The sequence below is a fragment of the Bacillus swezeyi genome (genome assembly GCF_030908325.1).
Classification (GTDB): Bacteria; Bacillota; Bacilli; order Bacillales; family Bacillaceae; genus Bacillus; species Bacillus swezeyi.
Window position 1 is genome coordinate 1,505,157 of the sequence record NZ_CP133085.1, and the last position, 23,628, is coordinate 1,528,784.

At 44.5% G+C, this 23,628-nt stretch carries 25 protein-coding genes and 2 pseudogenes; 21 read left to right on the forward strand and 6 right to left on the reverse strand.

The window, feature by feature from the left end:
• Nucleotides 1-2: 2 nt before the first annotated feature.
• The 11 genes and pseudogenes from RBH91_RS07300 (at nucleotide 3) to RBH91_RS07350 (ending at nucleotide 7,443) form a co-directional block, all read left to right on the forward strand.
• On the forward strand, nucleotides 3-428 hold the full coding sequence (locus RBH91_RS07300; protein ID WP_076762281.1) for a DUF2634 domain-containing protein: 426 nt from the start codon (nucleotides 3-5) through the stop codon (nucleotides 426-428).
• Nucleotides 421-1,464: a baseplate J/gp47 family protein gene (locus tag RBH91_RS07305; RefSeq protein WP_307893980.1), complete on the forward strand. Its 1,044-nt coding sequence runs from the start codon at nucleotides 421-423 to the stop codon at nucleotides 1,462-1,464. The genes RBH91_RS07300 and RBH91_RS07305 overlap by 8 nt, the downstream gene beginning before the upstream one ends.
• Nucleotides 1,451-1,924: pseudogene (locus tag RBH91_RS07310) on the forward strand (putative phage tail protein); the annotation flags it as partial. The gene RBH91_RS07305 and the pseudogene RBH91_RS07310, both read left to right, overlap by 14 nt.
• Before the next feature lie 461 nt (nucleotides 1,925-2,385).
• Complete coding sequence (locus RBH91_RS07315) at nucleotides 2,386-2,772, forward strand: phage tail-collar fiber domain-containing protein (protein ID WP_076762284.1); 387 nt, start codon at nucleotides 2,386-2,388, stop codon at nucleotides 2,770-2,772.
• Nucleotides 2,773-2,786: 14 nt separating this feature from the next.
• On the forward strand, nucleotides 2,787-4,385 hold the full coding sequence (locus RBH91_RS07320; protein WP_307893981.1) for a terminase: 1,599 nt from the start codon (nucleotides 2,787-2,789) through the stop codon (nucleotides 4,383-4,385).
• A 2-nt stretch (nucleotides 4,386-4,387) separates the two neighbouring features.
• Nucleotides 4,388-4,717, forward strand: a complete 330-nt coding sequence (locus tag RBH91_RS07325) for an XkdW family protein (protein ID WP_307893982.1) — start codon at nucleotides 4,388-4,390, stop codon at nucleotides 4,715-4,717.
• A complete protein-coding gene (locus RBH91_RS07330) occupies nucleotides 4,714-4,902 on the forward strand; it encodes an XkdX family protein (RefSeq protein ID WP_307893983.1) in 189 nt (62 codons plus the stop codon). The genes RBH91_RS07325 and RBH91_RS07330 overlap by 4 nt, the downstream gene beginning before the upstream one ends.
• 135 nt (nucleotides 4,903-5,037) lie before the next feature.
• Nucleotides 5,038-5,307: a hemolysin XhlA family protein gene (locus RBH91_RS07335; protein WP_307893984.1), complete on the forward strand. Its 270-nt coding sequence runs from the start codon at nucleotides 5,038-5,040 to the stop codon at nucleotides 5,305-5,307.
• 14 nt (nucleotides 5,308-5,321) lie between these two features.
• Nucleotides 5,322-5,585, forward strand: coding sequence for a phage holin (locus RBH91_RS07340; protein ID WP_307893985.1), 264 nt, complete (start codon nucleotides 5,322-5,324; stop codon nucleotides 5,583-5,585).
• 46 nt (nucleotides 5,586-5,631) lie between these two features.
• Nucleotides 5,632-6,690, forward strand: a complete 1,059-nt coding sequence (locus tag RBH91_RS07345) for a peptidoglycan recognition protein family protein (protein ID WP_307893986.1) — start codon at nucleotides 5,632-5,634, stop codon at nucleotides 6,688-6,690.
• Nucleotides 6,691-6,855: 165 nt separating this feature from the next.
• On the forward strand, nucleotides 6,856-7,443 hold the full coding sequence (locus tag RBH91_RS07350; protein ID WP_307893987.1) for a hypothetical protein: 588 nt from the start codon (nucleotides 6,856-6,858) through the stop codon (nucleotides 7,441-7,443).
• A 31-nt stretch (nucleotides 7,444-7,474) separates the two neighbouring features.
• On the opposite strand, the gene RBH91_RS07355 is transcribed toward RBH91_RS07350, so the two are convergent.
• Both RBH91_RS07355 and RBH91_RS07360 read right to left on the reverse strand, forming a co-directional pair.
• Entirely contained in the window at nucleotides 7,475-7,705 is a 231-nt protein-coding gene (locus RBH91_RS07355) for a hypothetical protein (protein WP_307893988.1), read from the reverse strand.
• A 110-nt stretch (nucleotides 7,706-7,815) separates the two neighbouring features.
• A pseudogene (locus RBH91_RS07360) lies at nucleotides 7,816-8,135 on the reverse strand (YolD-like family protein).
• Nucleotides 8,136-8,579: 444 nt separating this feature from the next.
• Here RBH91_RS07360 and RBH91_RS07365 point away from each other — a divergent pair.
• Genes RBH91_RS07365 through RBH91_RS07390 form a run of 6 tightly spaced genes read left to right on the forward strand, consistent with a single transcriptional unit; the run spans nucleotide 8,580 to nucleotide 14,604 of the window.
• Nucleotides 8,580-9,257, forward strand: coding sequence for a GntR family transcriptional regulator (locus tag RBH91_RS07365; protein ID WP_307893989.1), 678 nt, complete (start codon nucleotides 8,580-8,582; stop codon nucleotides 9,255-9,257).
• Nucleotides 9,258-9,281: 24 nt separating this feature from the next.
• Complete coding sequence (locus RBH91_RS07370; RefSeq protein ID WP_307893990.1) at nucleotides 9,282-10,298, forward strand: zinc-binding alcohol dehydrogenase family protein; 1,017 nt, start codon at nucleotides 9,282-9,284, stop codon at nucleotides 10,296-10,298.
• A gap of 21 nt (nucleotides 10,299-10,319) precedes the next feature.
• Complete coding sequence (gene uxuA / locus RBH91_RS07375; RefSeq protein WP_307893991.1) at nucleotides 10,320-11,417, forward strand: mannonate dehydratase; 1,098 nt, start codon at nucleotides 10,320-10,322, stop codon at nucleotides 11,415-11,417.
• The gene (locus RBH91_RS07380) at nucleotides 11,393-12,241 is read left to right on the forward strand and encodes an SDR family oxidoreductase (RefSeq protein ID WP_307893993.1); all 849 of its coding nucleotides are present in this window, start codon (nucleotides 11,393-11,395) and stop codon (nucleotides 12,239-12,241) included. The genes uxuA and RBH91_RS07380 overlap by 25 nt, the downstream gene beginning before the upstream one ends.
• A gap of 21 nt (nucleotides 12,242-12,262) precedes the next feature.
• The gene (locus tag RBH91_RS07385) at nucleotides 12,263-13,276 is read left to right on the forward strand and encodes a zinc-binding alcohol dehydrogenase family protein (RefSeq protein ID WP_307893994.1); all 1,014 of its coding nucleotides are present in this window, start codon (nucleotides 12,263-12,265) and stop codon (nucleotides 13,274-13,276) included.
• 53 nt (nucleotides 13,277-13,329) lie between these two features.
• A complete protein-coding gene (locus tag RBH91_RS07390) occupies nucleotides 13,330-14,604 on the forward strand; it encodes an MFS transporter (protein ID WP_307893995.1) in 1,275 nt (424 codons plus the stop codon).
• Between the two features lie 560 nt (nucleotides 14,605-15,164).
• On the opposite strand, the gene RBH91_RS07395 is transcribed toward RBH91_RS07390, so the two are convergent.
• From RBH91_RS07395 to RBH91_RS07410, 4 genes are all read right to left on the reverse strand, one after another.
• Nucleotides 15,165-15,338 carry a type II toxin-antitoxin system SpoIISB family antitoxin gene (locus RBH91_RS07395; protein ID WP_076762297.1) on the reverse strand — a complete coding sequence of 58 codons (174 nt, stop codon included), beginning with the start codon at nucleotides 15,336-15,338 and terminating at the stop codon, nucleotides 15,165-15,167.
• Nucleotides 15,339-16,085, reverse strand: coding sequence for a type II toxin-antitoxin system SpoIISA family toxin (locus tag RBH91_RS07400; RefSeq protein WP_076762298.1), 747 nt, complete (start codon nucleotides 16,083-16,085; stop codon nucleotides 15,339-15,341).
• A 106-nt stretch (nucleotides 16,086-16,191) separates the two neighbouring features.
• Nucleotides 16,192-17,190, reverse strand: a complete 999-nt coding sequence (locus tag RBH91_RS07405; RefSeq protein ID WP_076762299.1) for an inorganic phosphate transporter — start codon at nucleotides 17,188-17,190, stop codon at nucleotides 16,192-16,194.
• A 12-nt stretch (nucleotides 17,191-17,202) separates the two neighbouring features.
• Nucleotides 17,203-17,820: a DUF47 domain-containing protein gene (locus RBH91_RS07410; RefSeq protein ID WP_076762300.1), complete on the reverse strand. Its 618-nt coding sequence runs from the start codon at nucleotides 17,818-17,820 to the stop codon at nucleotides 17,203-17,205.
• A gap of 331 nt (nucleotides 17,821-18,151) precedes the next feature.
• On the opposite strand from RBH91_RS07410, the gene ggt reads away from it, so the two are divergent.
• From ggt to RBH91_RS07430, 4 genes are all read left to right on the forward strand, one after another.
• Nucleotides 18,152-19,903 (forward strand): gamma-glutamyltransferase, encoded by a 1,752-nt coding sequence (gene ggt, locus RBH91_RS07415; protein WP_307893996.1) that lies wholly within the window; start codon nucleotides 18,152-18,154, stop codon nucleotides 19,901-19,903.
• A gap of 129 nt (nucleotides 19,904-20,032) precedes the next feature.
• The gene (locus tag RBH91_RS07420) at nucleotides 20,033-20,677 is read left to right on the forward strand and encodes a YesL family protein (RefSeq protein ID WP_307893997.1); all 645 of its coding nucleotides are present in this window, start codon (nucleotides 20,033-20,035) and stop codon (nucleotides 20,675-20,677) included.
• Between the two features lie 13 nt (nucleotides 20,678-20,690).
• Nucleotides 20,691-22,430 carry a cache domain-containing sensor histidine kinase gene (locus RBH91_RS07425; protein ID WP_307893998.1) on the forward strand — a complete coding sequence of 580 codons (1,740 nt, stop codon included), beginning with the start codon at nucleotides 20,691-20,693 and terminating at the stop codon, nucleotides 22,428-22,430.
• Nucleotides 22,430-23,608: a response regulator transcription factor gene (locus tag RBH91_RS07430; RefSeq protein WP_307893999.1), complete on the forward strand. Its 1,179-nt coding sequence runs from the start codon at nucleotides 22,430-22,432 to the stop codon at nucleotides 23,606-23,608. The genes RBH91_RS07425 and RBH91_RS07430 overlap by 1 nt, the downstream gene beginning before the upstream one ends.
• The last annotated feature ends 20 nt before the right edge of the window (nucleotides 23,609-23,628 follow it).

Below are 23,628 nucleotides of genomic sequence, written 5' to 3' on the forward strand. Positions count from 1 at the left end.
GTTTGGCTCTTTCACCAGAAATACCTTTCGAAGATATCGAGGATGACAGTGAAGTAATCGAAACCTCAAAAACGTACAAAATTGATTTTGAAACCGGCCGGCTTACAGGTGAAATTATTTCAGGACTTGAGGCAATTGAACAAATGGTTTACATGGCGCTGAGAACTGAGCGTTATGCCTATGCCGTCTACAGCCATAATATAGGGAATGAGCTTCAGGAAGTGCTTTCAGACAATGAGACAACAGATGCTTATAAAGAAATGGAGATTCCGAGGTTGATTGAAGAAGCTCTCATCTATGATGAGCGGATCGCTGCAGTAAGCGATTTTGAGATTGAACGTCATGGGGATGCTTTCCATGTGTCATTTACAGTGGAAACAGATGAAGGGACATTGGAAATAGAGGAGGTGATAGGGGAAGATGTTTGAAAATCAGACATTTGAAGAGATTATGGAACGGATGCTTGACCGGGTTTCAGCTGATATTGACAAGCGTGAAAACAGTGTGATCTGGAATGCCCTTGCCCCGGCGGCGGCTGAGCTGGCTGTTTCTTATATTTGGCTTGACCAAGTGCTGAATTTGGTTTACGCGGATACAGCTGAAGGAGAATATTTGGACAGAAGGGCTGTTGAAGCCGGCTTAGAGCGCTACCAGGCATCAAAAGCGATCTGGTCCGGCGAGTTTACAGAAGGTGTGTTCATTCCCGCCGGAACCCGTTTTTTTCTAGAAGACTTGTACTTTACGATGCAGGAGAACGGAAAACTGGAATGTGAAACTGCGGGGACAAGCGGGAACGCAAACCTCACAGGTCAAACTTTGCTCCCGCTCGACACCATCCCCGGACTTGAAAAAGCGGTCATGGGGAATCTCGAGATCCCAGGTCGGGATGAAGAATCGGACGAGTCTCTGTATGAAAGGTATCTGGTGCGGGTCCGCCGGGAAGCAGTCAGCGCGAATCAGCTCCATTACAAACAGTGGGCGGAAGAAGTGGAAGGTGTCGGCAAAGCAAAAATTTTTCCGCTCTGGAATGGCGAAGGAACAGTGAAAATCGTCATTACAAATGCCAAAATGGAGCCTGCATCACAAGTTTTAATCGAAAGAGTCAAGCAATATATCGACCCTGAACCTGGAAAAGGAGAAGGGATGGCGCCGATCGGCGCATATGCGACGGTTGAAAGCGCAGTATGGAAAGACATTCAAATCTCGGCGAAAATCATTCCTGCAACAGGCCGGACGATCGCTGACGCCAAACAGGAAATTGAAGAAAAGATCACTCTTTTGTTTAAAGAAATTGCCTTTAAAGAAAGCGTCATCCGGCTGTCGCAAATCAACAACATGATATATGAATCATCCTCTGTCAGCGACTATGCTGAAGTGGCCATTAACGGCGAAGCGAAAAATCTGCAGTTGACAGAGACGGAAATTCCAAAGCTGGGGCAGGTGACCATCATTGAGCAAGATTGACGAAATGACTTTCGACCTGCCTCCCTATTTAGCGAAAATCCGGGAGATCGATGAGATTTTAAATACTGAAGCCCCTGAGTTTGAAAAGCAGAATGAACAGATTTTTGACATGACAGACCAGCTCTTTGTCACAACGGCCACTTGGGGACTGGAGCGGTGGGAAACGATTTTGGATGTCAGGCGCGAAGCTTCGGATGGCGTTGATATTCGACGAGCGCGATTATTGACTAAAATGTCCAACATTCCGCCGATCACCTACCGCTCGATCGAACGCGCAGTCAATGCTTTTTTAAAACAGCCGTCCGCAGAAGTCAGACTGACCGCAGGGCGGTATCATTTTTTGCTGAATGTAAACGGAGAAGATCTGCAGTATATTCCTTCCATCATCCAGACCGTCAACCATATGAAGCCCGCCCATTTAGCTTACACGTTTCGGGGCGGGTTTCATTATAGGTTTCAGGCTCCGAAAAGCTATCAAAACAGGCTTGTATTAAGAAGCAAAAACGGTTTTTTCGGGACGATTCCGGTCTATTTAGACGGCCAGTATCCGCTTGATGATTCATTTTATTTGAACGGCTTCCGCGAGATTGACGGTTTGCCGCGCAGATTCAGGCATCAGCTGACACTGCGCCATAAAAAGCAGCAAAACATTTGGTCTGCTTCACACCTTATGATGAGGGCAAGCACAGAAAATCGAACGAGACAAAAAGCAAAATCCAGTCTTAGATCCGGCATCAGCAATCAAAACGAGAAGGTCCAGTCGCTCAACATCAGCTTCAAATGCCAGCACGATATCAAACAAACGGGTTCACTTGAAATGAAAGAAAAATGGTGGACGCTTAACGGCGCATATTTCCTTGACGGGACAAAACAGCTGGCAGCGTCAGCGCAAAAAATCGCATTATAAAAGGAGACATGAACATGGCAGAACAATTAACGGTGACAACGCTTTATGCAAGACAGCAAATGGCAAAAGCACGGGCGGAAGGAGGCACACTCACTAAAATCGTCAAAATGGCTTTCGGAAACGGAGGAACAAACGATACAGGCGAACCGATTTCATTACAGGGCACAGAGCAGGCGCTGAAAAACGAACTTCTTCAAAAAGACATCGACGGATTCGTCTTCATGGAACCGGCGAAAGTCCGCTATACATGCACATTGGAAGAAAGCGAGCTGGCCGGGGAGATCATCAACGAACTCGCCCTTGTCGATGAAAACGGAAAATTCACCGCGGTCAGGACCATGACAGACAAACATAAAGACGGCGACATCGAATTCGTCTTTGAAATCGACGACATTTATTAAGGGGGATTTAACAAGTGGACATTCAAAAACCGAGACGCTTTGAAACGACAGACCGCGCCCATGCCGATTTGTTTAATGAAGTGATTGATCAGCTGAATGAAAATGATAACCTGATTGGACAGCGTGCTGAAGAGGCTGAAAAGAATGCGAAGGATTTTACGGATCAGCATGTTAAGAATAAAAACAATCCGCATAATGTAACATCTGAACAGGTGAACATCATAAATGAACTTGCAGAAGATACTCCGCTTTCTTCCTATCCAAATGGCTATTCTATGATGGCCGGCACAGAAAAAAACGGATACCATTCCTATACAACGGTACTGACCTATAAGATTGACCAAATGCGTGGCACACAAATGATGATGGCTCAAGACAATATGAAGCCAAAAATCCGTTATTGGAACGGCGGTTCTTCCTGGACGGCGTGGGTGGAATTAGAATCAGCCGATGATGCGCAAGGCAAGGTAGATGCACATGCAAATGACAATAAACTGCACATTACTGGGGCGGAGCGCACGAAGTGGAATAATGGGCAACTATATAAATTAACCTCTGACACAGGTATACACAAACTGAACTTGTCTGATAAAGACATTCTTGAAGAATTGAAAAATGCGAGGACGGTAACATTTTATTCTAATAGCACAACAGTGAATAATCCTGCTCAACATATTTCATTAAGAGGGCTGCAAATAGGTCAAGACAATGTCAGCGAAGTGATCGCGCTGGGAAATGACGGATCTACATGGAGAACTACACAGGGGAATGGGACGTTTAAAGAGTGGACAAAACTCGAAACAGAAGCAGGGGCACAGCAAAAAGCAACCAAGGCGCTTAATGATGCAAAAAGCTATGCCGACACGAATTTCACAAATCAAAAATTAACTGTATTGACCGATTCTGATGCGATTCAAGATGCAACAGTAAGCGGGGATACCTATCCCAACGGAATAACACTTATGAACATAAATAACAATCAAACAGGGTATCCTTTAGGCTACGGTTTAATAAAAAATGAGAAATGGTCAAATTTTCGTTTTACACAGTACTTTTATGGTCTTGGCAACCAATTAAATACTAATACAGGAATTGGAACGTGGGTTCGTCATTGGTATACTAGCTCGGGGTGGACGACGTGGGAGAAAATATCCGGTTTTGCTCATGCAAATGTCAGTACTAATGGCAGACAGGCTCTGACAAAGGGGGCCATTAACAAAATTGAGTTTAATCGAATCATTAAAGACAGCCACAATCTTTTTGACACCTCTAAAAACCGTTTTACAGCTTCACATTCAGGAGTGTATCTGATAGGCACCGGAGTATATATGGATAATTCTATGAACTACTGTAATTTTGAATTAATCGTATATTTGAATGGAAGCAGGTATAAAAATATTGGGCATTATCGGATTCCAACACCGGCAAATACCGCTTCATCAGAACTGAATGTTGGGGTGTACGGAAGCTGTACAGTGCCGATGAATCCTGGAGATTATGTAGAGATTCATATGTATGTCAATTATAACGGAGATGAGCAGCGTTATATTGCCGACAGAACTGGTCAATATAACTATTTTGATATATTGGAGCTTGGAGGTATCAATTATTAAAAATGATAATATACGATGCAATCATGTACAAATATCCCAATGCAATTCCGAATCAGGATTTTGAAATTAGAGCAGAAAACGGGAATGTTTACATCAGTAAGTGGAACTTAAGTGAATCGGCTCCATCTCAGGAAGAACTTGAATTGTGGTGGGAGGAATCTCAGCAATATCCTGCATATATAGATGAGGATCCGCTGAAAACATTGGGAGAGCAGCTATCTCAAGAAAGAATCGCCCGTAAAAAAATTGAGAGAGCAAATCAAACAATGGAAAATGAGTTGGCTGCCCTTAAATTAGAACTCTTCCATTTAAAAGGAGGTCAAGAAAAATGAATTTTTGGATTTTAGCTTTGTATTATAAATGGGCAACAGTTGATGTGGTAAAAGAAGCCATTCATTTAGAGGATTGTACCTTAGACGATATAAAAGAAGGCGTCGAGAAAAAATTAATCTCAGAGGAGCAGTATCAAGAGTTGGCTGGAGAGGAATTCAAATTGGCTGTAGCACAAGGATTGTAAAAAATCGGGGCGGTTTGAAGCGACAGATGCAAAGTATGAAAACAAATGTTGATATGCATACGAGAAATGAGAATAATCCAAGATGAAATAATTCCGCGCTAAATACGCGAGATATTGAAAGGAGGGAGGATGTAGATGCCGCAAACAAATGAAATGGACGTTTTTCAAAAAGAAATAACAGAAATTAAATCAGGTCAAAAAACGCTTGAAAAGCGTGTCAGCACACTCGAAAGAACGTCAGAACGCCACGATCAGCAAATCATGTCGATCAATGACAAGCTGAATAAGATTGAAGAAAACACTACTTGGATCAAGCGCAGCATCACAGGCGCCATCATCACAGCGGTCAGCACCGGCCTCATCGGCGGAGCGATCGCTGTTTTTTATAGCCTGCTGCAGAAATAAGGGAGGAAAATCAGATGAAGAATGTGGACAAAGGCACAGTCGTACGGACGGTGCTTCTTTTTATTGCATTGGTAAACCAGACGTTGATGATGTGCGGGAAACCGGTTTTGCCGATCAGCGAAGATCAGATCAATACATTGGCGGACGCTCTGTATGTGGCCGGATCTGCGGCTTTTACGATCGTCACATCGCTTATCGCCTGGTTTAAAAACAACTATGTCACGGAGAAAGGCAAGCAACAAAAAGGCGTTTTACAGCAAAAAGGCTTAACGAAATGATGCTGCCTAAGGGTGGCTTTTTATTAAAAAGAAAGGGATGATGAGGTTGGTTAAGGTAGTAAAGAACTTTGTAAAAATCAATCAATACACCCGGCCCGGTCTTAAGTTGTCAGGCGTAAAAGGGATTGTGATGCATTGGACGGCAACACCGGGTGCACCGGCGCTGAATGAACGGAATTATTTTAACGGCACTTGTATTGCTGATAAACGATATGCGTCTGCTCATTACTTTGTGGACTGGAAAGAGGCACAGCAGATTATTCCTGAAAATGAAGTTGCATACCATGCACATGACAGAAATCGCTGCTATGTCAGCTTTCTAAAGCCGAATGCCAACACGAAGGCTATCGGCGTTGAATTGTGTGTTGAAAAAAACGGCAAGATTCACAGCGAAACCCTTCAAAATGCTGCTGAATTGGTCGCCGATTTGTGCAAGCGCTACGGGCTGTCAACTGACAAAATCGTCCGTCATTACGATGTAACAAACAAAAACTGTCCTGCACCGTGGGTGAGCGATTCAAGCCAGCTGACGGCCTTCAGGAAAAAAGTTGACAGCCTGCTTGGTAATAAAACGATCTCTAAAACAACGGCATCCACGAGCCAGCCGAGCAAATCGACCGGAACTATCCTGAAAAAAGGTTTGTCAGGCTCAAAAGTAAAGGCGCTACAAAAACGCCTGATTGCCGCAGGCTTTTCGCTGCCGAAGTACGGGGCTGACGGCTCTTACGGAAATGAAACCGTACAAGCTGTCAAATCTCTTCAAAAGAAAGCCGGAATTGCGGTTGACGGAATTTACGGACCGGCAACAGAAAAAGCATTGCAGGCTATTGAGGCGAAAAAGAAAAAATCATCTTACAAGCTGCCGTCCGACATCTATAAAGTGAAAAGTCCGATGATGAAAGGAACAGCCGTCCGGCAGATTCAGGATGCGCTGGCTGCTCTTTATTTCTACCCGAACAAAAAAGCCAAGAATCACGGGATTGATGGCTATTACGGCCCAGACACAGCGGATGCCGTAAGACGATTCCAGTTGATGCACGGGCTGTCTGCTGATGGCATTTATGGGCCGAAAACGAAAGCGAAAATAGAGTCATTATTGAAGTGAAAATAGGCTCTCGTGACAGAGAGCCTATTAAAATAAAATACTAATCTTATAGCAGATAAAAAATTAAAAGTTTATAAAATTTTAAAAAAAATGGAATTCCCTTTCTGTTGGTTTATATGTTAATATTTTACTTGTGGATATAAACTATAGGAGGTTTAATTTGGTATGAAGAGTTTGAAAGCTAGAGTGTTCATGGTACTTTCTGCACTAGCACTTCTAACCACAGTTGTATTGACTACGCCGGCTTCTACAGTACAAGCCAAAAATGTAACAGAGAGCTTGATGAGTAACCAGAAAGTTAACGATGTCGTACAAAATATTGACGAAGAAGACATGGAGAAAGCAAAAAGGTTTGTGAAAGAAGCATTGATCACAAATGATGATTTTACATATTCAGTCGACCGTCAAAAAGCAATTCAGATTGGATTTACAGTAGATCAAGTAACTAACATGGCTCTATTTTATGAAAACTTACCAACAGAACAAGTGAAATTTTTAGAGGAAGGGAAACAGGTTGCGAATAAAGGCGATAATCAAATCAAGCCTATGTTTGTACCTGCGTTACCTTGGGTTGTATATATTTCACTTCAAGAATTAATCGCACTTTTGACAGCACTTGGATTAGCAGGAGTGGCACAAGCGTTCTTAAAAGATCTTTATACACATGGGATCAAACAAGCATGCAAAAAGTTTTCCAAAAAACATAAGAAAATTAAACAGTTCTGTAAAAATAATGGATATCCAACGAAATAAAAAAAGCTCCTGGATTATTTCCAGGAGCTTTTTATATATAAATCGCACATAAACCCGCAAAAACACCTATAACAAAATAGTCGTTACTGTCCATTTTCTTACCGTTTTTAACAAAAACATTCAAAGCCCAATTCAGTTTTGTACCATCTGCCGTCTTTGTAACAAATTTTTTGCTGATATTGTAGTACATTACTTTGAAAAGGGCGAATGCAACTGAACCGAACAAATAGAACAAGATAAAGTTACCAAAAAACAAAAGCATTTGCTGGTCACTCCCAGATCTTTGAATTCTTTAACCAACACCTCAATTTTACCAAATATGTTTATATTAGAAAAGAAGACGTTTGTAGCATCTTTGATCATGGAAAGGGTTTATTTCATTTCCACGCCGACAACATCCTCAAATTTAATGAGGCTGGTGTCCCCTTTTGAATCCACGACATGAAAAACCTTGCGGATCTGGTTTATGTAATGAATTTTTCCTTCTATACAAATGATTTCTCCGGTTTCAGCCCATTTAAAAACGGCAGCGGCTTAAATACAGCGAACTGCACCAGGGAATTAAACTCCATCGCCTCACATATAACCTGTTCCATATCTTCTATTTGAGCCATGTCAAGCACCGGCCTTTTCACTCTGTTGCGGTTGCTTTCTAACTCTCGAAGCAAGCTGACATGCTCCGGCAGCATCATAGCTGTCCATTTAACTGTTCCCCGATCTTATCTTCTTATATGGAAGCGAATGTCCTATTTTCAAGCAGATGAATAAATGGGCAAATTGGGAGCGAGCGGGGAGCGGATTCACTCCCAATTAGGTATATTTAGTTCCTACAGACAGCAAAAAAGGGCAAAGAACCTTGATACGACGGGTTTTTGATTAAGTGATGGCCCATAGTGTCTCTAAGGGTCAACGGCCTTCTAAGCCGTCGGTCAGCCGTGCGGCGGATTTAAGAAGCTTTTTCCCAAATGCGGGCGCTGTCGAACGATTCCCACTTTTGAATGGGATCAACGGCCGAATGCAAAATGGACAGGAAGCTGTGAAAGGGTTCGTGTCTCTCTTTTTGTTTCAAATTTTCAAAAAACAACTACCATACTACCACTCTTGTATGGTAGTATGTCAGATAAGGGGGCCTAAACATGAATGTTAAACAATCAAACTTACGATCTGTCAGAGACCAGATTTACTATTTCCTTATGGAAGACATCATGAAGTTTCGGCTCGTTCCGGGGACGCACATATCGGAAAAGGAGATTTCAGAACGGTATGAAGTCAGCCGAACGCCGGTCAGAGAGGCTTTTTTGCAGCTTTCAAAAGAGGGGCTGCTCGAAATCTATCCGCAAAAAGGGACCCGTGTATCTTTAATCGACCTTAACTTGGTGGAGGAAGCGAGGTTTATGAGGGAAAATCTCGAAAAGGCCGTTGCCGAACTGGCATGTGAAGAATTCTCAGATGAGGCGATGTTTGAACTGGAGCGAAATTTGAAGATGCAGGAAATGTCGATTGAACAAAAAAATTACGAAAGCTTATTTGATTTGGATGAAGCATTTCACACAACGATTTTCGAGGGCTGCCGAAAATCTAATATTTGGTCGGTGATTCAGCAAATGAATGTTCCATTTCGGAGAATCCGTTTTCTAAGGCTTGCTGCCGACTTCAACTGGAATACGATTTATCAGCAGCATGCCGCCATAGCGGAAGCCATCAAGTCAAAACAGCCGACAGAAGCCCGCAGGATCGCCGAGGAGCATTTAAAACTCGTGATCGTTGATAAGGAAATGCTGATTGAGGAATTTCCCGGCTACTTTAAAAAGTAAGCGCTTTTAAAAAGGAGTGGTGATGTGAAAGCTGCGGTGATGACAAAACCTTTTTCAATCAATTTTCAAGATATCCCCTGTCCTGAGCCCGATGCTCATGAAGTCCTCGTCAGAGTAAAGGCCGCCGGCATTTGCGGGAGTGATGTCCATTTTTATGACGGTTCAAATCCTTATGGACATTATCCGCAGATCTTTGGACACGAGCTGTCAGGCATTATCGAAAAAACGGGTGCAGGGGTAAAGAAAAGATCGCTGGGAGAACGCGTCGTCATTGAACCAGCCATTTCGTGCGGGAGCTGTTATCCTTGCAGGAAAGGGAAGACGAATGCCTGTGTAAACATTGATATGATCGGATCGGTGCGGAGAGGAGGGTTCGCGGACTTTTTAGCCGTTCCGGAAACGCATGTCCATCCCATTCCCGACCATATGGACTTTGTGACAGGCGCATTATGCGAGCCATTTGCAATCGGCGCTCAAGCGATAAAGCGCGCAAGCATACAACATGGCGAAACGATTGTCATATTGGGAATGGGGCCGATCGGATTAACGATTTTGGCTCAGGTTAAAAAGCGGTTTCAAGCTGACGTTATCGCCGTTGATCCCGTACGGGAAAGGCTGGAGCTTGCGAGAATGTTCGGCGCAGATTCCGTCATCCATCCTGTTGAGGAACATGCAGAAAAAACCATTTCCAAACTGACAAACGGGGACGGTGCCGGAATTGTTTTCGAAGCGGCGGGCATCCCCGCGACGATTGAACAATCGGTCCGTATCGCAGCACCAGGGGGGCGGATTGTCATCGTAGGCTTGACAGGGGAGGATGTGACGATCCCCGGGCTTCTTTTGACAAAAAAAGATATTGAGATTCATGGAACAAAGCACAGCGTCAATCAGTTTCCCCGCGTCATTGAATTTTTAAATGAAAATCCACAGCTGGCACAATCTTTCGTCACTGAAATTATGCCGTTTATGGAAATAGAAGAGGCGCTGAAAAAAGCGAAAAACTGTCCAGAACAGGTAACTAAAATCATTTTATCCTATTAAATTGGACTGGAGGATGCCATGATGAAAATGGTTTTCAGATGGTACGGAGAAGGAAATGACACCGTCACCCTTGAGCAGATTAAGCAAATACCGGGCGTTGAAGGCATTGTTTGGGCGCTTCATCATCTTCCTGCCGGTGAAGAATGGCCGCTGGAAGATATCATGGAAGTCAAACAGGTTTGCGAGCGAAACGGGTTTCACATTGAGGTGGTTGAAAGCGTTAACATTCACGAGGATATTAAACTGGGGCTGCCGACGAGAGATCTTTATATTGAAAGATACAAACGAACGATTGAAAACTTGGGCGAAGCCGGTGTGAAAGTGATCTGCTATAATTTTATGCCGGTATTTGACTGGCTTCGCACGGATTTATATAAAGAAGCTGCAGATGGTTCGACCGCTTTGTTTTATGAGCATGCAAAAGTGCATCATATCAATCCTTTTGAGCTTGTCGATCAAATCGCCAACAACCTTGAGTTTACAATGCCCGGCTGGGAATCTGAAAGGCTGGAGCATCTGACAAGGCTTTTTGAAGCGTATCAAAACGTGACAGAAGAAGACTTGTGGAGCAATCTTCAATATTTTCTGGAGCAGATCATTCCAACCGCCGCACGCTGCGGGATCAAAATGGCGATCCATCCGGATGATCCGCCATGGCCGGTTTTCGGACTCCCGCGCATCATCACCTCTGGCGAAAACATTGGGCGCCTGCTTCGTCTCGTAGATCATCCTTCCAATGGCATCACTCTTTGCAGCGGCTCATTGGGCGCCAATCCTAAAAATGATATCACCGGCATGATCAAAGCCTATGCAGAACGGATTCCGTTCGCCCACATACGAAATGTCAAAGTCTATGAAAATCGGGATTTTATCGAAACGTCACACAGAATGGCAGATGGCTCCGTTGATATTTGCGGAATTGTCAAAGCGTATCATGAAACAGGTTTTTCAGGTTATGTACGCCCAGATCATGGGCGCCACATATGGGATGAAAAATGCAGACCGGGATACGGCCTATATGACAGGGCGCTGGGAATCATGTATTTATGGGGCATTTGGGATTCACTTGAAAGAGAAAAACGGGGGGCTTCACCATGCTTGAAATCCATGAACATTTAGCTGGAAAAACGGCGGTCATCACAGGCGGCAGCGGCGTGCTCTGCGGGGCAATGGCGAGGGAACTCGGACGTCAGGGCATGAAAGTGGCCGTCTTAAACCGGAACGTTAAAAATGGAGAACTTGTAGCTGAGGATATACGAAAGGCCGGAGGAGCGGCGATTGCAGTCGAGTGTGATGTACTGGATCAAACAAGTGTTGAACGGGCGAATGACGTGGTCACGCGTCTTCTTGGCGGCTGCGATCTTTTGATCAACGGAGCCGGCGGCAACCATCCAAATGGCACGACATCGAATGAAACCCTGCATCCTGACCACTTCGCAAATGAAAGCGAAACCACATTTTTTCATCTTAACAGCGATGATGTCGGATCTGTGCTGAATATAAATTTTCTCGGATCTTTCATACCAACCCAAATATTTACGAAACAGATGCTGAACAAAAAGGGGGCTTCAGTGATCAACATCTCTTCAATGAGCGCACAAACCCCAATGACAAAAGTGCCTGCATACAGCGCCGCGAAAGCGGGCATCGAAAATTTCACAAAATGGCTCGCCGTCTACATGGCTGAAACGGGGATCCGCGTCAATGCGATTGCACCCGGCTTTTTCTTGACGAATCAAAACCAACGGCTTCTTCTTGATCAAAACGGAGGATGGACACAAAGAGCGGAGAAAATCATCTCTCACACTCCGATGAAACGGTTTGGAAGACCGGAAGATTTATTGGGAACTCTGCTTTGGCTGGCGGATGAGAACATGTCCGGGTTTGTCACAGGCATTACTGTGCCTGTAGATGGAGGATTTATGGCATACTCAGGAGTCTGAATCATGTAAGGGGGCATACGGATGAAGCAAATTGTGTGTGAAAAGCCTTACCGATTTAAAATGACGGAAGTAGAAGCACCTGAACCGAAACGGGGAGAAGCGTTCCTTAAGGTGAAGCGCATCGGGATTTGCGGCACGGACTTTCACGCTTATTGCGGAAGACAGCCATTTTTTTCATATCCAAGGGTGCTCGGACATGAACTGGCGGGAGAGATTGTCAGTATTGATGATCCCCGCGAACTTTTGAAGACGGGCGATCCGGCTGCAGTCATTCCTTATTTGGAATGCGGAGAGTGTGCCGCCTGCCGGATCGGCCGGCCCAATTGCTGTGTGAACCTGAAAGTGCTGGGCGTTCATACAGACGGAGGCATGCAGGAGTATATCACAATCCCGGCAGACCACTTGATCAAGACAGAGGATTTGACATACAGTGAAGCGGCTGTCGTTGAGTGTTTAAGCATCGGCGCCCATGCTGTCAGCAGGGCGGATATTAAAAAAGGGGAGCCGGTGCTCGTGATTGGAGCGGGGCCCATCGGACTCAGCGTGATGAAATTCGCGAAATTGAAGGGGGCAAAGGTGATTGCAATGGATGTCCGAGAGGAGCGTCTTGCATTCAGCCGGATGTGGGCGGCTGTCGATGAAACGGTCATCGCTGGGGAAAAAGCAGCTGATGAGATCAAACAAATAACGGAAGGGGACTTTCCTGGAGCGGTTTTCGACGCGACCGGACATTCCGCTTCCATGAATCAGGCTTACCGGTATACTGCTCACGGAGGGCGGATCATATATGTCGGACTTGTTAAAGATCGCCTTACGTTACCGGACCCTGAATGCCATAAGAGAGAACTGGCTGTTCTATTCAGCCGCAATGCATTAAAAAGTGATTTTGAGACGGTCATTGAAGCCATTAAGGAAGGCGATGTCGATGCAAAACAATTGATTACCGGACATATTCCGTTCAGTGCGGTAGTTGATGGGTTTGAATCAGCGCTTGATTCAGAAGAAAAGCCGTTGAAGGTGTTAATCAGTTTGTAAGACTTCACCAAAAAAAGTAAACGCTTACAAAAATATAGAAAGAGGGGTTGCCCATGTTTTCAAACGGCCGGGGATTTGTGATCGTGATGCTCTTTTTGGCAGGGGTGATTAATTATTTGGATCGTTCAGCTCTTTCTGTTGCTGCTCCGTTCATTCAGGAAGATCTGAACATCCGGCCCGCTCAAATGGGGATGCTGTTCAGCAGCTTTTTCATCGGGTATGCGATATTTAATTTCATTGGCGGCTGGGCATCAGACAAATACGGCGCAAAAAATACGCTGTCGGCGGCAATGGTCGTCTGGTCGGTGTTCAGCGGAGCGATCGCACTTACGTACAATTTTGTTTCACTGTTTATCATCCGTGTCATCTTTGGTATGGGAGAGGGGCCTCTTTCAGCATCAACAAGCAAGGCGGTCAACAACTGGTTCCCGAAAAAAGAAAGGGCAAGGGCGCTGGGAATGACGATGTGCGGCACTCCGCTCGGCGGGGCGATTTCGGGTCCGATCGTCGGACTGATCGCCATCCATTGGGGCTGGAAGGCTTCTTTTGTTCTCATTATGCTGATCGGGCTGATTTGGGTTTGGTTTTGGATCAAGTATTCGAAAGAAAGGCCCGACGAATCCCACGGTGCCGCTCATGAGAAAGAAGAGCATTCGAAAAAAACCGCTGATATACCGCTGTCTTTTTATTTAAAACAGCCGACGGTCCTTTTTACCGCTTTCGCTTTTTTCTCATACAATTATATTCTGTTTTTTTTCTTAACGTGGTTTCCAAGCTATTTAACGACGGCCCGCGGATTGAGTATACACGATATGAGTATTGCCACGATCATTCCGTGGGTTGTTGGATTTATCGGTCTTGCACTGGGGGGATTTATTTCTGATTACATCTTCAGGATTACAGGCAAGGAGATGTTTTCAAGAAAAGCGGTCCTTGTCGTTTGTCTTTTGGCTGCGGCTGTATGTATAGGATTTGCCGGAATGGTCGCCACCGCTTTCGGAGCGGTCGCATTAGTCGCTTTATCGGTTTTCTTTTTGTATTTGACAGGCATCACCTACTGGGCGATTATTCAGGATATCGTTCACCCAGACCGGGTCGGAGGCGTCAGCGGATTCATGCATTTTCTGGCAAACACGTCAGGGATTATCGGTCCGACTGCCACGGGATTCATGGTAGAATACAGCGGCTCCTTTACAAGCGCATTTTTGCTTGCAGGAGGGCTGGCGGTGGCAGGCTCCCTTTGTGTGGCATGTTTTGTAAAACCGATTCAGTCCGATAAGCTGCCGCAATCCGTCACAGGTGATGAACAGGGCCGCTTTTTATCATGACGACACGCTGGGGGGACGGCAAGTATATCAATATAAAAACGCTTCTCATCTTGAGAAGGCTTCAGCGTGTCGACAAACCCTCGCATTTGTTGTCAGGCCTGCTGAGTCGGTCTCACGTAAGGAACGGCGGCAAATCGCTCAGGCGTCCTGCCTGAACATCGCCCTCATCACATCTAAAAGTAAGGAGTTGTGCGGACGTCCTGTGAAAGTCCGATGCTCGTCTTTTCGGGACACGCTGAAAAGGATGGCAAAAACCTAAAACTTTAAACCGTTTTAGGTTTTTGTCAACAATCTGAGCCCTTCTCATCTTGAGAAGGGTTTGCGACCGGGCCGGCAGCTCACTGCTTCTTTTTCCTCTTGTTTAACACCTTAATCATTTTCTCGCTTCTTTTTCTGAGGAGGGCCGTATAGTTCGACAGGCCGAATTTTGCGAAATCAACATATTTCACATGTTTTTTGAGCTTTTTCACAGTATCACCTTATCAGCATTGATTGGTTTATTGTATGTATCAGCTGGGAAAACGGAATAAGGACGGGAGAGTTTTTTCCCGTCCTCAAAGTCACGCTTTTTTTCTTTTATACTCGCCAATCAGCCGTTCGTTTTGTTTGAAAATCCGTTCGGTATGGGGGCTGACTTCATATTTTGCAATGCTTGTGTTAGATTGCTTTTTAAACACTTTAAATGAGAGGCGTTTCTTTGAGCTTTCTTGGTCTTGCAGAAAAGCAGGTTCCATTTAATCGTCACCTTCCTCTTCGTTTGGTAGCAGGAGATCATAGATGCTGGTTAAAGAAGTAAACAGGAGATAATCGAATTCTGTGACTAGATCGTCTGAAGTTAATTTTATGACATAGTCAAAATCATGGATCGAAAATGGGATCAGGACCATTTTTCCATTTTCTTCGTAATATACGTCTTTTCGATCCAACTTTTCCTGAACAGCGAAACGGTTTTCCATGTGTTCAAGCAAATGATCTTTGCTCTGCTTTGCATTATATTCACATAATGCAGCAGATATATTCATTTTTTCGCCAAACCGGCTGATCAGCTCTTCAATACCTTCGGCATAAGCTTCTATATTTCCATAATATATATGGATCGGCTCGTTTTTCAATAGGTATTGAAACGTTTTCAGCCTATTTTGATATGTGTGGAGAAGATCATTGTTTTCTTCGAGAAGCATCCTTGTGTCTGTTGCGAGTTCATGGCTGCCAAGTTTTTTGAAATAGGCGTTTAAGAAAATAAAGGCATCAGTCAGCGTGAAAAAAACGGCGACGATCAGATAATGAAGCGGGTCTGTGAAAATGGACTGAGGATGCTGCGTCCAATATGTGACGGCTCCGATGACATAAAGCAGGTACCACGTTTTCCGAATGGCAATCGTTTTTTCTGTCAGCTTTTTTTCAAAGCGCCAGACGGCAAAAACGTACAAAGCCAGGGTCAGAACGATGATCCAAACGAAGAATTGATAAAATAGCAGCATAACTTGCTCCCTCTTCCCGAAAATAAGTGCTGTCCTGCTTTATTTTTATGCCGGAAATGACGGAAACATGAAAACTCCCGTCCTGGAATCGAACGGGAGCTGCTGATTAAAAAAATAATTCCAATATAAAATAGGCAAATGCGCCGAGGGTTGCTGAAATGGGCAGGGTAATGACCCATGTGATGATCATTCGTTTTGCTGTACCCCAGTTCACGCCTTTCACCCTGTGGGAAGCGCCAACACCTAAAATCGATGAAGAAATAACGTGTGTCGTGCTGACTGGCAGGTGAACAACCGTTGCGCCGAAGATGATGGCAGCACCTGTCAAGTCGGCGGAAACACCGTTGACAGGACGGATTTTCATGATTTTTCCGCCGACCGTTTTAATGATCTTCCAGCCGCCGACAGATGTTCCGATCCCCATGGCCGTGGCGCATGCGAATTGCACCCAGAACGGGATGTCGGTTGTACTGTGCAAGTTACCTGCGATTAAAGCCATCGTAATGATTCCCATCGCTTTTTGGGCGTCGTTCGTCCCGTGGGTATACGACTGAATGGCTGCTGTTGCGATTTGAACCCGGCGGAAACGCTTATTCGTTTTGGCGAGATTGCTGTTTTTAAAAATGACTTTGATGATGCTGTAGATGATATAACCTAAAACAAACGCTAAAATCGGCGATAATATAAGTGCTTCGATAATTTTGATAAATCCGCTGTATTTAATCGCTCCGAAACCTTCTGATGCGATAACGGTTCCCGCGATGGCTCCGATAATCGCATGGGAGGAGCTGCTCGGAATCCCGAAATACCAGGTCAAAAGGTTCCACGTAATTCCCGCAATGAGGGCGGCTAAAATCACAACAGAACCGTTTTCTAATTTAAAAGGGTCGGCGATGTCGCTCGTAATTGTTTTCGCTACGCCAGTGAAGGTCATGGCGCCGGCGAAGTTCATGGCAGCGGCCATGATGATGGCATGCCTTGGTTTTAAAGCTTTTGTCGATACCGAGGTGGCGATCGCATTTGCTGTATCGTGGAATCCGTTGATAAAGTCAAATGCCAAAGCAAAGATGACAATCAATATGGTTAATACAAATAAAAGGTCCATTATAATCCCTCGTTACGCATTTTTCATTATGATGGTTTCTAAATTGTTGGCTACACTTTGGCAGGAGTCCGCGATTTCTTCAAGCGTTTCATAAATTTCCCGGTATTGGATCACTTTGATTGGGTCAGTTTGCGTGCCGAAAAGATTTTTCAGTGATTTGCGGTGCAGATTATCGCAATTGTGTTCGTATTCCTTAATTTTGATCGCATGCGGCTGAATTTCTGTCAGACGGTTTTCAGCTAGGAGTTCAATCGTAATCAAAATTTCTTTTGCGCATTCTCTGACATAGCCGCTGAATTTATCAATGTGCTCATCTGAAGAGGTAATCGAGAAGATTTCCATCATGGCAGAGAAATGTTCGATGCCGTCGAGAACATCGTCAAGACTGTTTGTCAGCTGAAGGATATCTTCGCGTTCGATCGGTGTGATAAAAGCTTTGTTCAGCTCCTTAATCATCGTATGTACATAAGTATCTCCTTTTGTCTCATACTCTTTTAAGGTATCTGCGAATTCCTTAAGGGTTGTTTGATTCGTCACTTTATAGTTAACAAAATACTCAGCTGTTTCATCTAAATTTTTTGCGATTTCCGTCAAGAGCACGGAAAACTTGTCTTTTTTTCTTTTTAACATTTGTAACCCTCCATTGTTTAAATGAGACAATGCACACATCAAAATATTATATAACTTTTTGTCGAAAAAAAACAGGTGCAGTCGAAAAACAATTTAATTTTCAGGTAGCTGTCACTTTTTGGTGAGGTAGTAAGCACACTGTGACAAATGTGCTGTTTTATAGAGAATAGTCGGTTTTGCTTATCTGTATTTGCGTCTAAAGAATGAGTTATCGAATTTTTTTTCTTGAAATAGGTGTTTTGATTTAAAAATACCGAAAATTGTGATTTTTCCTTATTTTCAGTTCATTTTCCTGTTATAGTAGTAATAAACTGGAAAGGAGAGTGAGCTGATGAAACGGTTAACTTCCTTGTTTTTTGTTTTTTGTTTGACGGTTGGTTGCTTTTTTAGTCCAGTGTCAAAAGCGGAAGGTGTAGAGAGCAGCGGGGAAAAAGTCGCTGTCGGAAAAGACGGGATGGTGGCAACGGCTCATCCGCTGGCATCAAAAATCGGCGCCGAGGTTTTGAGAAAGGGCGGGAATGCGATTGATGCATCAATTGCCATTCAATTTGCCCTCAATGTAACAGAGCCGATGATGTCGGGAATCGGCGGCGGCGGTTTTATGATGGTCTATGACGGCGAAACGAAGGAAACCTCGATTATCAACAGCCGGGAGCGGGCTCCTCAAGGGGCTACACCTGATATGTTTTTGGATGGGGACGGAGATGTCATTCCTTTTTCCAAAAGGTCGACACACGGTAATGCAGTAGGTGTTCCGGGTACGCTAAAGGGACTGGAAGCAGCGCATAAAAAGTGGGGAACGAAGAGAATGCAAGACTTGATCACTCCTTCCATCAAGCTTGCGGAAGATGGATTTCCGATCGATTCAGTTTTAGCGGATGCGATTGAGGATCATCAGGACAAACTGAGCAAAACGGCTGCGAAAGATATTTTTCTGCCGGACGGTGAACCTTTGAAAGAAGGGGATGAGCTCGTTCAAAAAGATTTGGCCAAAACGTTTAAATTGATTCGGAAAGAGGGTTCAAAAGCCTTTTATGATGGAGAAATCGGCAGTGCGATCGCGGACACGGTGCAGGATTTCGGCGGTTCAATGACAGCTGATGATCTGTCGCGCTATGGTGTTACAACAGACAAGCCGATCTGGGGAGAATACCACGGCTATGACATTGCAAGCATGCCTCCTCCAAGCTCAGGCGGGGTTTTCATGCTGCAAATGCTGAAGTTGATCGATGATTTTCATCTATCACAATATGATCCGAAGTCATTTGAAAAATATCATTTATTAGCGGAAACGATGCACCTGTCTTATGCGGATCGAGCGGCATATGCCGGTGATCCTGAGTTTGTCGATGTTCCGTTAAAAGGGCTGCTTGATCCGAAGTATATTGAAGAGCGGCAAAAATTAATCAGCCTTGACGAGGTCAACCGCGATGTCAAAGAGGGCGACCCGTGGAAATATGAAGAAGGGGAGCCGAACTATCAAATCGTGCCGCAGGCCGATGATAATGAAACCGGGGAAACAACCCATTTTACTGTTGCAGATCAATGGGGGAATGTAGTCTCCTATACAACGACGATTGAGCAGCTCTTCGGAACGGGGATTTTAGTTCCAGAGTACGGCTTGTTTTTAAATAATGAACTGACTGATTTTGATGCGGTCCCTGGCGGCGCCAATGAAGTGCAGCCGAATAAAAGGCCGCTGTCAAGCATGACGCCGACGATCGTCTTTAAAGATGACAAGCCTGTGCTGACTGTCGGTTCGCCGGGCGGAAAAACGATTATTGCATCCGTTTTCCAAACGATTTTGAATTACTTTGAATACGACATGAGCTTGCAGGATGCAATTGAAGAGCCGCGGATTTATACGAACAGCCTGTCTTCATACCGCTATGAATCCGGAATGCCGAAAGATGTGAGACTCAAGCTTAATGAATTCGGCCATAAATTCGGGTCGAACCCCGTTGATATCGGAAATGTGCAGAGTATTTTCATTGATCGGGAGAACAAATCCTTTATGGGTGTTGCCGATTCAAGCAGGAGCGGGACTGCGGTCGGCGTGAATATTAAACATTCGGCGAAATAACGGAGGATGGGCTTGGTCTAAAAGGTTTAGATCAAGCCCTCTTCTCTGTCCTCTTTAAAAGAGGATTTTTTTGAAAAGAGGAGAAATATATCTTTTGTAAGCGTTTACTGAATGTGGAGGGGATTTATCATGATTCACGCGTTGTCAAACGGATTTCACCGCTTTTGTGAGTGGGTGATGAGGCTTGCATACCTTAATTTGCTTTGGATCGGCTTTTCTTTGGCTGGAGCGGTCGTCTTTGGATTAGCGCCGGCGACTGCCGCCATGTTTGCCTTGACGAGACAATGGGTCATGGGCAATACAGATATCCCTGTTTTTCAGACGTTTTTTCAGACGTTTAAAAAGGAATGGGCAAAGTCAAGTGTTCTCGGTCTTATTTTATCGTCTATCGCCCTTCTTTTATATGTTGATTTTAACATTGCAGCCGTTTATTTTCACGATCAGCCCGCCGTATTCAGCATATTTATCAGTTTATTTATCATTTATGCCATTATCCTCTTATACACTTTTCCAATTGATGTCCACTTTGAGATGAAAAGAATCGAAGTTCTGAAATACAGCTTCATGATCGGCTTCTCCCGTCCGCTCATCACCTTTTTGATGATATTCAGCGCACTTGGAATGGCGCTGCTTACTTTATTTCACGTCACATTTCTTTTATTTTTCAGCGGCAGCGCATTAAGCTTGATTTTAACAAAATTGGCGTTTCGCGCTTTTCGATCAATTGACGGCCGTCATAAAGACAAACAGGCCGCCTTCACGCGTATGAAATGAAGGTGTTTTTTCAGTGAACAGATATCAGCATTTAAAAATTAAAGATCAACTGTTTATTTTGATTTCGCTCATTATGGCTGTTTCACTGATTTTGATTTTCAGCGGGGTTCAATACGCATTTCGCGTGTATGATCAGCAGATATACAGAAAATCGTCGCAAGTGCTGATGATGTCGTCAAAAAGCATTGAAGACGAACTGAAAAAAATTGAAGATGTCTCATATCAAATTACGACTGATCAAAACATTCAAGCCAACCTCTTAAAAGCTGGCCGCGATCAAAACAAATACGGCCGGTATCGGATGAAAAGAGAAATTTGGGATCAGCTTGCCGAATTCACCGGGTCGAAGCGATATATTAAATCGATTCATTTATTCGATGCTTTCGGGACGGAATATTCAGCAGGAGCAAGCTCTGCCGAGGCATTAAAAGAGCGGCGAAACATGCTGGCTGAAAAAGCGTCGCGCCAAAAAGGCGGAAACGTGTGGGTGACAATGCCGGGAGCAAACGGCGAGATTTTATCCGTCAGGGAAATCCGTTCCTATCAGAACTTAAACCTCGATCATCTTGGAATCGTTCTGATTGTGACCGATTTGCAAAGCATTGTCGCCGACCTTCCGAAGGACTTGGGGGAAGGGGCGGGGAAGATCGTAATGTCTGACGGCCGGAATGCCTTTTTTTCAGAAAGCCCTTTGAGCCGGATGGAAGAGCTCCGCTTATCATCTCCTGATCAAAACGGATACGACATTGTCGAAGAAAACGGCCAGCGCTTTTTCATCTCATATGTCAAGTCCTCGTATGAAAATTGGACGTATTGGAGTCTGATTCCTTTTGACACCATGTTTTCGAAAATATCAGCGATGAAATCCATACTCATCTCCCTTTTTATTCTCTTCTTTTTGACTGCCGTCCTCTTTGGAAGAAAAATGGCCAGGGGCATTACGAGTCCGATTGAGAAACTGGTAGCGGCCATGAAAAATGTGCAAAACGGCGATTTCAAAACAAAGTCGCTTTTTGTGGCTTCACCTGAGCATCAAGACGAGGTCAGTGTGCTGAACCGCAATTTTATCACGATGATTGAGCGAATCAATGAATTAATAGCGGAAAACTATGAGAAGCAGCTGATGCTCAAAGAAACAGAATTTAAAGCGCTCCAGGCGCAAATCAACCCCCATTTTTTATACAACACATTAGAGTCGATCAATTGGCTGGCCAAGACAAACCGGCAGCCGCAAATTTCAAAGATGACCGAATCTCTCGGATTTTTGCTGCGGAATGCCATCAATATGAAAACCGATGTCTTGACGATTGAGGAAGAAGCCGAGATCTTGCTTCATTACTTTACGATTCAGCGGTTTCGTTTTGAAGAAAGGCTTATGTTTGACGTTGAGATCGATCCTCTCGTCAAAACGTGTCCCGTACCGAAGCTGGTCCTACAGCCGCTGGCTGAAAATGCGATTTCCTATTGTCTTGAGCCGGTCATTGAACCTTGCCAAATCAAGATCAAAGCGTGCAAAGAGGGAGAATTCGTTTATTTAACGGTTGCTGACAACGGCCCGGGAATGGATGAAGGTTTTTTAGAAAAAGCGCGAAAGGGGCTCGTTCAGACAAGAGGCAGAGGCATCGGCCTGCAAAATATTGATGAGCGGATCAAGCTGATGTTTGGCCAAAGGTATGGCTTAAACATTTCAAGCGAAAAAAACAAGGGAACAACAGTGAGCATAAAAATACCATTTCAAAGCGGGGTGTTATGATGTATAAAGTGCTTTTGGCCGACGATGAGCGGATTATTCTAGAGGGCATCTCAAACATGATTGAGTGGCATGCATTCGGCGCGTCATTAGTTGGCGCAGTGCAAAACGGAACAGATGCCTATCAGCTGATATTGCGCGAGCGGCCGCATATTGTGATCAGCGACATTAAAATGCCGGGAATGGGGGGACTGGAGCTGATTGAGAAAGTGTCACGCGAATATCCGTCGACCCGGTTTATTCTGCTAACTGGTTTCGGCCAGTTTGAATACGCGAAAAAAGCGATGACATTCGGTGTCAGGCACTATTTGCTCAAACCTTGCAATGAAAGCCATATAACAGATTCGCTCAAGAGCGTGATCAGCGAGTTGAAAAAAGAAGAGTCGGCCAAACAGGTAAAAACAGATTTGGAGAGAATCAGGCCGCACCTTAAAAAACAAGTGTTAAAAGAGCTGATCACAGGCGAGAACATCGAAGCTGATGCGTGCTCGCGTTTTTTTGCGGAGCCAAAGAATATAAAGCTTATCTTGTTTTCAGTTCGAAGCGAAGTGGAGAGACGTCATGTTTCAGACTTGGAAAAGCTGGCCGATGATATCCTCAAGTGCTCTGTGATCACTTCCGTCCGGCTCAAAGATGCACTTGTATTCGCTGTTAGAGCAGAAGGGGATGATAAGAGGCTCGAGAAAAAAATCGACGGCATTATAAGGCGCTCATACGAGCAATTTCAGTTTGAACCGGCGGCCGCTTTGAGCGGAAGCGGCGAAATCGCCAAAGCGCCCGTTCTATATGAACATGTGCGAGCCAAACTGCATAAACAGACCAGTGAAGCAGAAGGGCAATCATCGGCATTAATCCGGAAAATGCTTGACCTGATTCAACAGGAAGCCGCCAACCCGAAGCTTTCACTAAAATGGGCGGCTCGAAACATGCTGTATATGAACCCGGATTATCTCGGCAAGCTGTTTAAACAGGTAACAGGTGAAAAGTTTTCAAGCTATGTGACGAAAGTCAGGATTGAAAAAGCAATGGCAAAAATGGAGCAGACAAGCGATATCACGATCGGAACATTGGCAGAGGAATTGGGATTTGGCAACAACCCGAAATACTTCAGTCTCGTCTTTAAAAAGTATACGGGCTATACACCGTCTGAGTACCGAAAAAGAGAAGAAAATCTGATCTAAAGCTGCCGGCACAGTCCGAT

Coding starts and splice junctions, on each gene's coding strand:
- RBH91_RS07330 (WP_307893983.1), top strand. CDS start 4,714: ATGAATTTTTGGATTTTAGCTTTGTATTATAAATGGGCAACAGTTGAT.
- uxuA (WP_307893991.1), top strand. CDS start 10,320: ATGAAAATGGTTTTCAGATGGTACGGAGAAGGAAATGACACCGTCACC.
- RBH91_RS07380 (WP_307893993.1), top strand. CDS start 11,393: ATGCTTGAAATCCATGAACATTTAGCTGGAAAAACGGCGGTCATCACA.
- RBH91_RS07390 (WP_307893995.1), top strand. CDS start 13,330: ATGTTTTCAAACGGCCGGGGATTTGTGATCGTGATGCTCTTTTTGGCA.
- RBH91_RS07385 (WP_307893994.1), top strand. CDS start 12,263: ATGAAGCAAATTGTGTGTGAAAAGCCTTACCGATTTAAAATGACGGAA.
- RBH91_RS07325 (WP_307893982.1), top strand. CDS start 4,388: ATGATAATATACGATGCAATCATGTACAAATATCCCAATGCAATTCCG.
- RBH91_RS07395 (WP_076762297.1), bottom strand. CDS start 15,338: ATGGAACCTGCTTTTCTGCAAGACCAAGAAAGCTCAAAGAAACGCCTC.
- ggt (WP_307893996.1), top strand. CDS start 18,152: ATGAAACGGTTAACTTCCTTGTTTTTTGTTTTTTGTTTGACGGTTGGT.
- RBH91_RS07355 (WP_307893988.1), bottom strand. CDS start 7,705: ATGCTTTTGTTTTTTGGTAACTTTATCTTGTTCTATTTGTTCGGTTCA.
- RBH91_RS07410 (WP_076762300.1), bottom strand. CDS start 17,820: ATGTTAAAAAGAAAAAAAGACAAGTTTTCCGTGCTCTTGACGGAAATC.
- RBH91_RS07350 (WP_307893987.1), top strand. CDS start 6,856: ATGAAGAGTTTGAAAGCTAGAGTGTTCATGGTACTTTCTGCACTAGCA.
- RBH91_RS07405 (WP_076762299.1), bottom strand. CDS start 17,190: ATGGACCTTTTATTTGTATTAACCATATTGATTGTCATCTTTGCTTTG.
- RBH91_RS07365 (WP_307893989.1), top strand. CDS start 8,580: ATGAATGTTAAACAATCAAACTTACGATCTGTCAGAGACCAGATTTAC.
- RBH91_RS07305 (WP_307893980.1), top strand. CDS start 421: ATGTTTGAAAATCAGACATTTGAAGAGATTATGGAACGGATGCTTGAC.
- RBH91_RS07430 (WP_307893999.1), top strand. CDS start 22,430: ATGTATAAAGTGCTTTTGGCCGACGATGAGCGGATTATTCTAGAGGGC.
- RBH91_RS07335 (WP_307893984.1), top strand. CDS start 5,038: ATGCCGCAAACAAATGAAATGGACGTTTTTCAAAAAGAAATAACAGAA.
- RBH91_RS07400 (WP_076762298.1), bottom strand. CDS start 16,085: ATGCTGCTATTTTATCAATTCTTCGTTTGGATCATCGTTCTGACCCTG.
- RBH91_RS07420 (WP_307893997.1), top strand. CDS start 20,033: ATGATTCACGCGTTGTCAAACGGATTTCACCGCTTTTGTGAGTGGGTG.
- RBH91_RS07340 (WP_307893985.1), top strand. CDS start 5,322: ATGAAGAATGTGGACAAAGGCACAGTCGTACGGACGGTGCTTCTTTTT.
- RBH91_RS07315 (WP_076762284.1), top strand. CDS start 2,386: ATGGCAGAACAATTAACGGTGACAACGCTTTATGCAAGACAGCAAATG.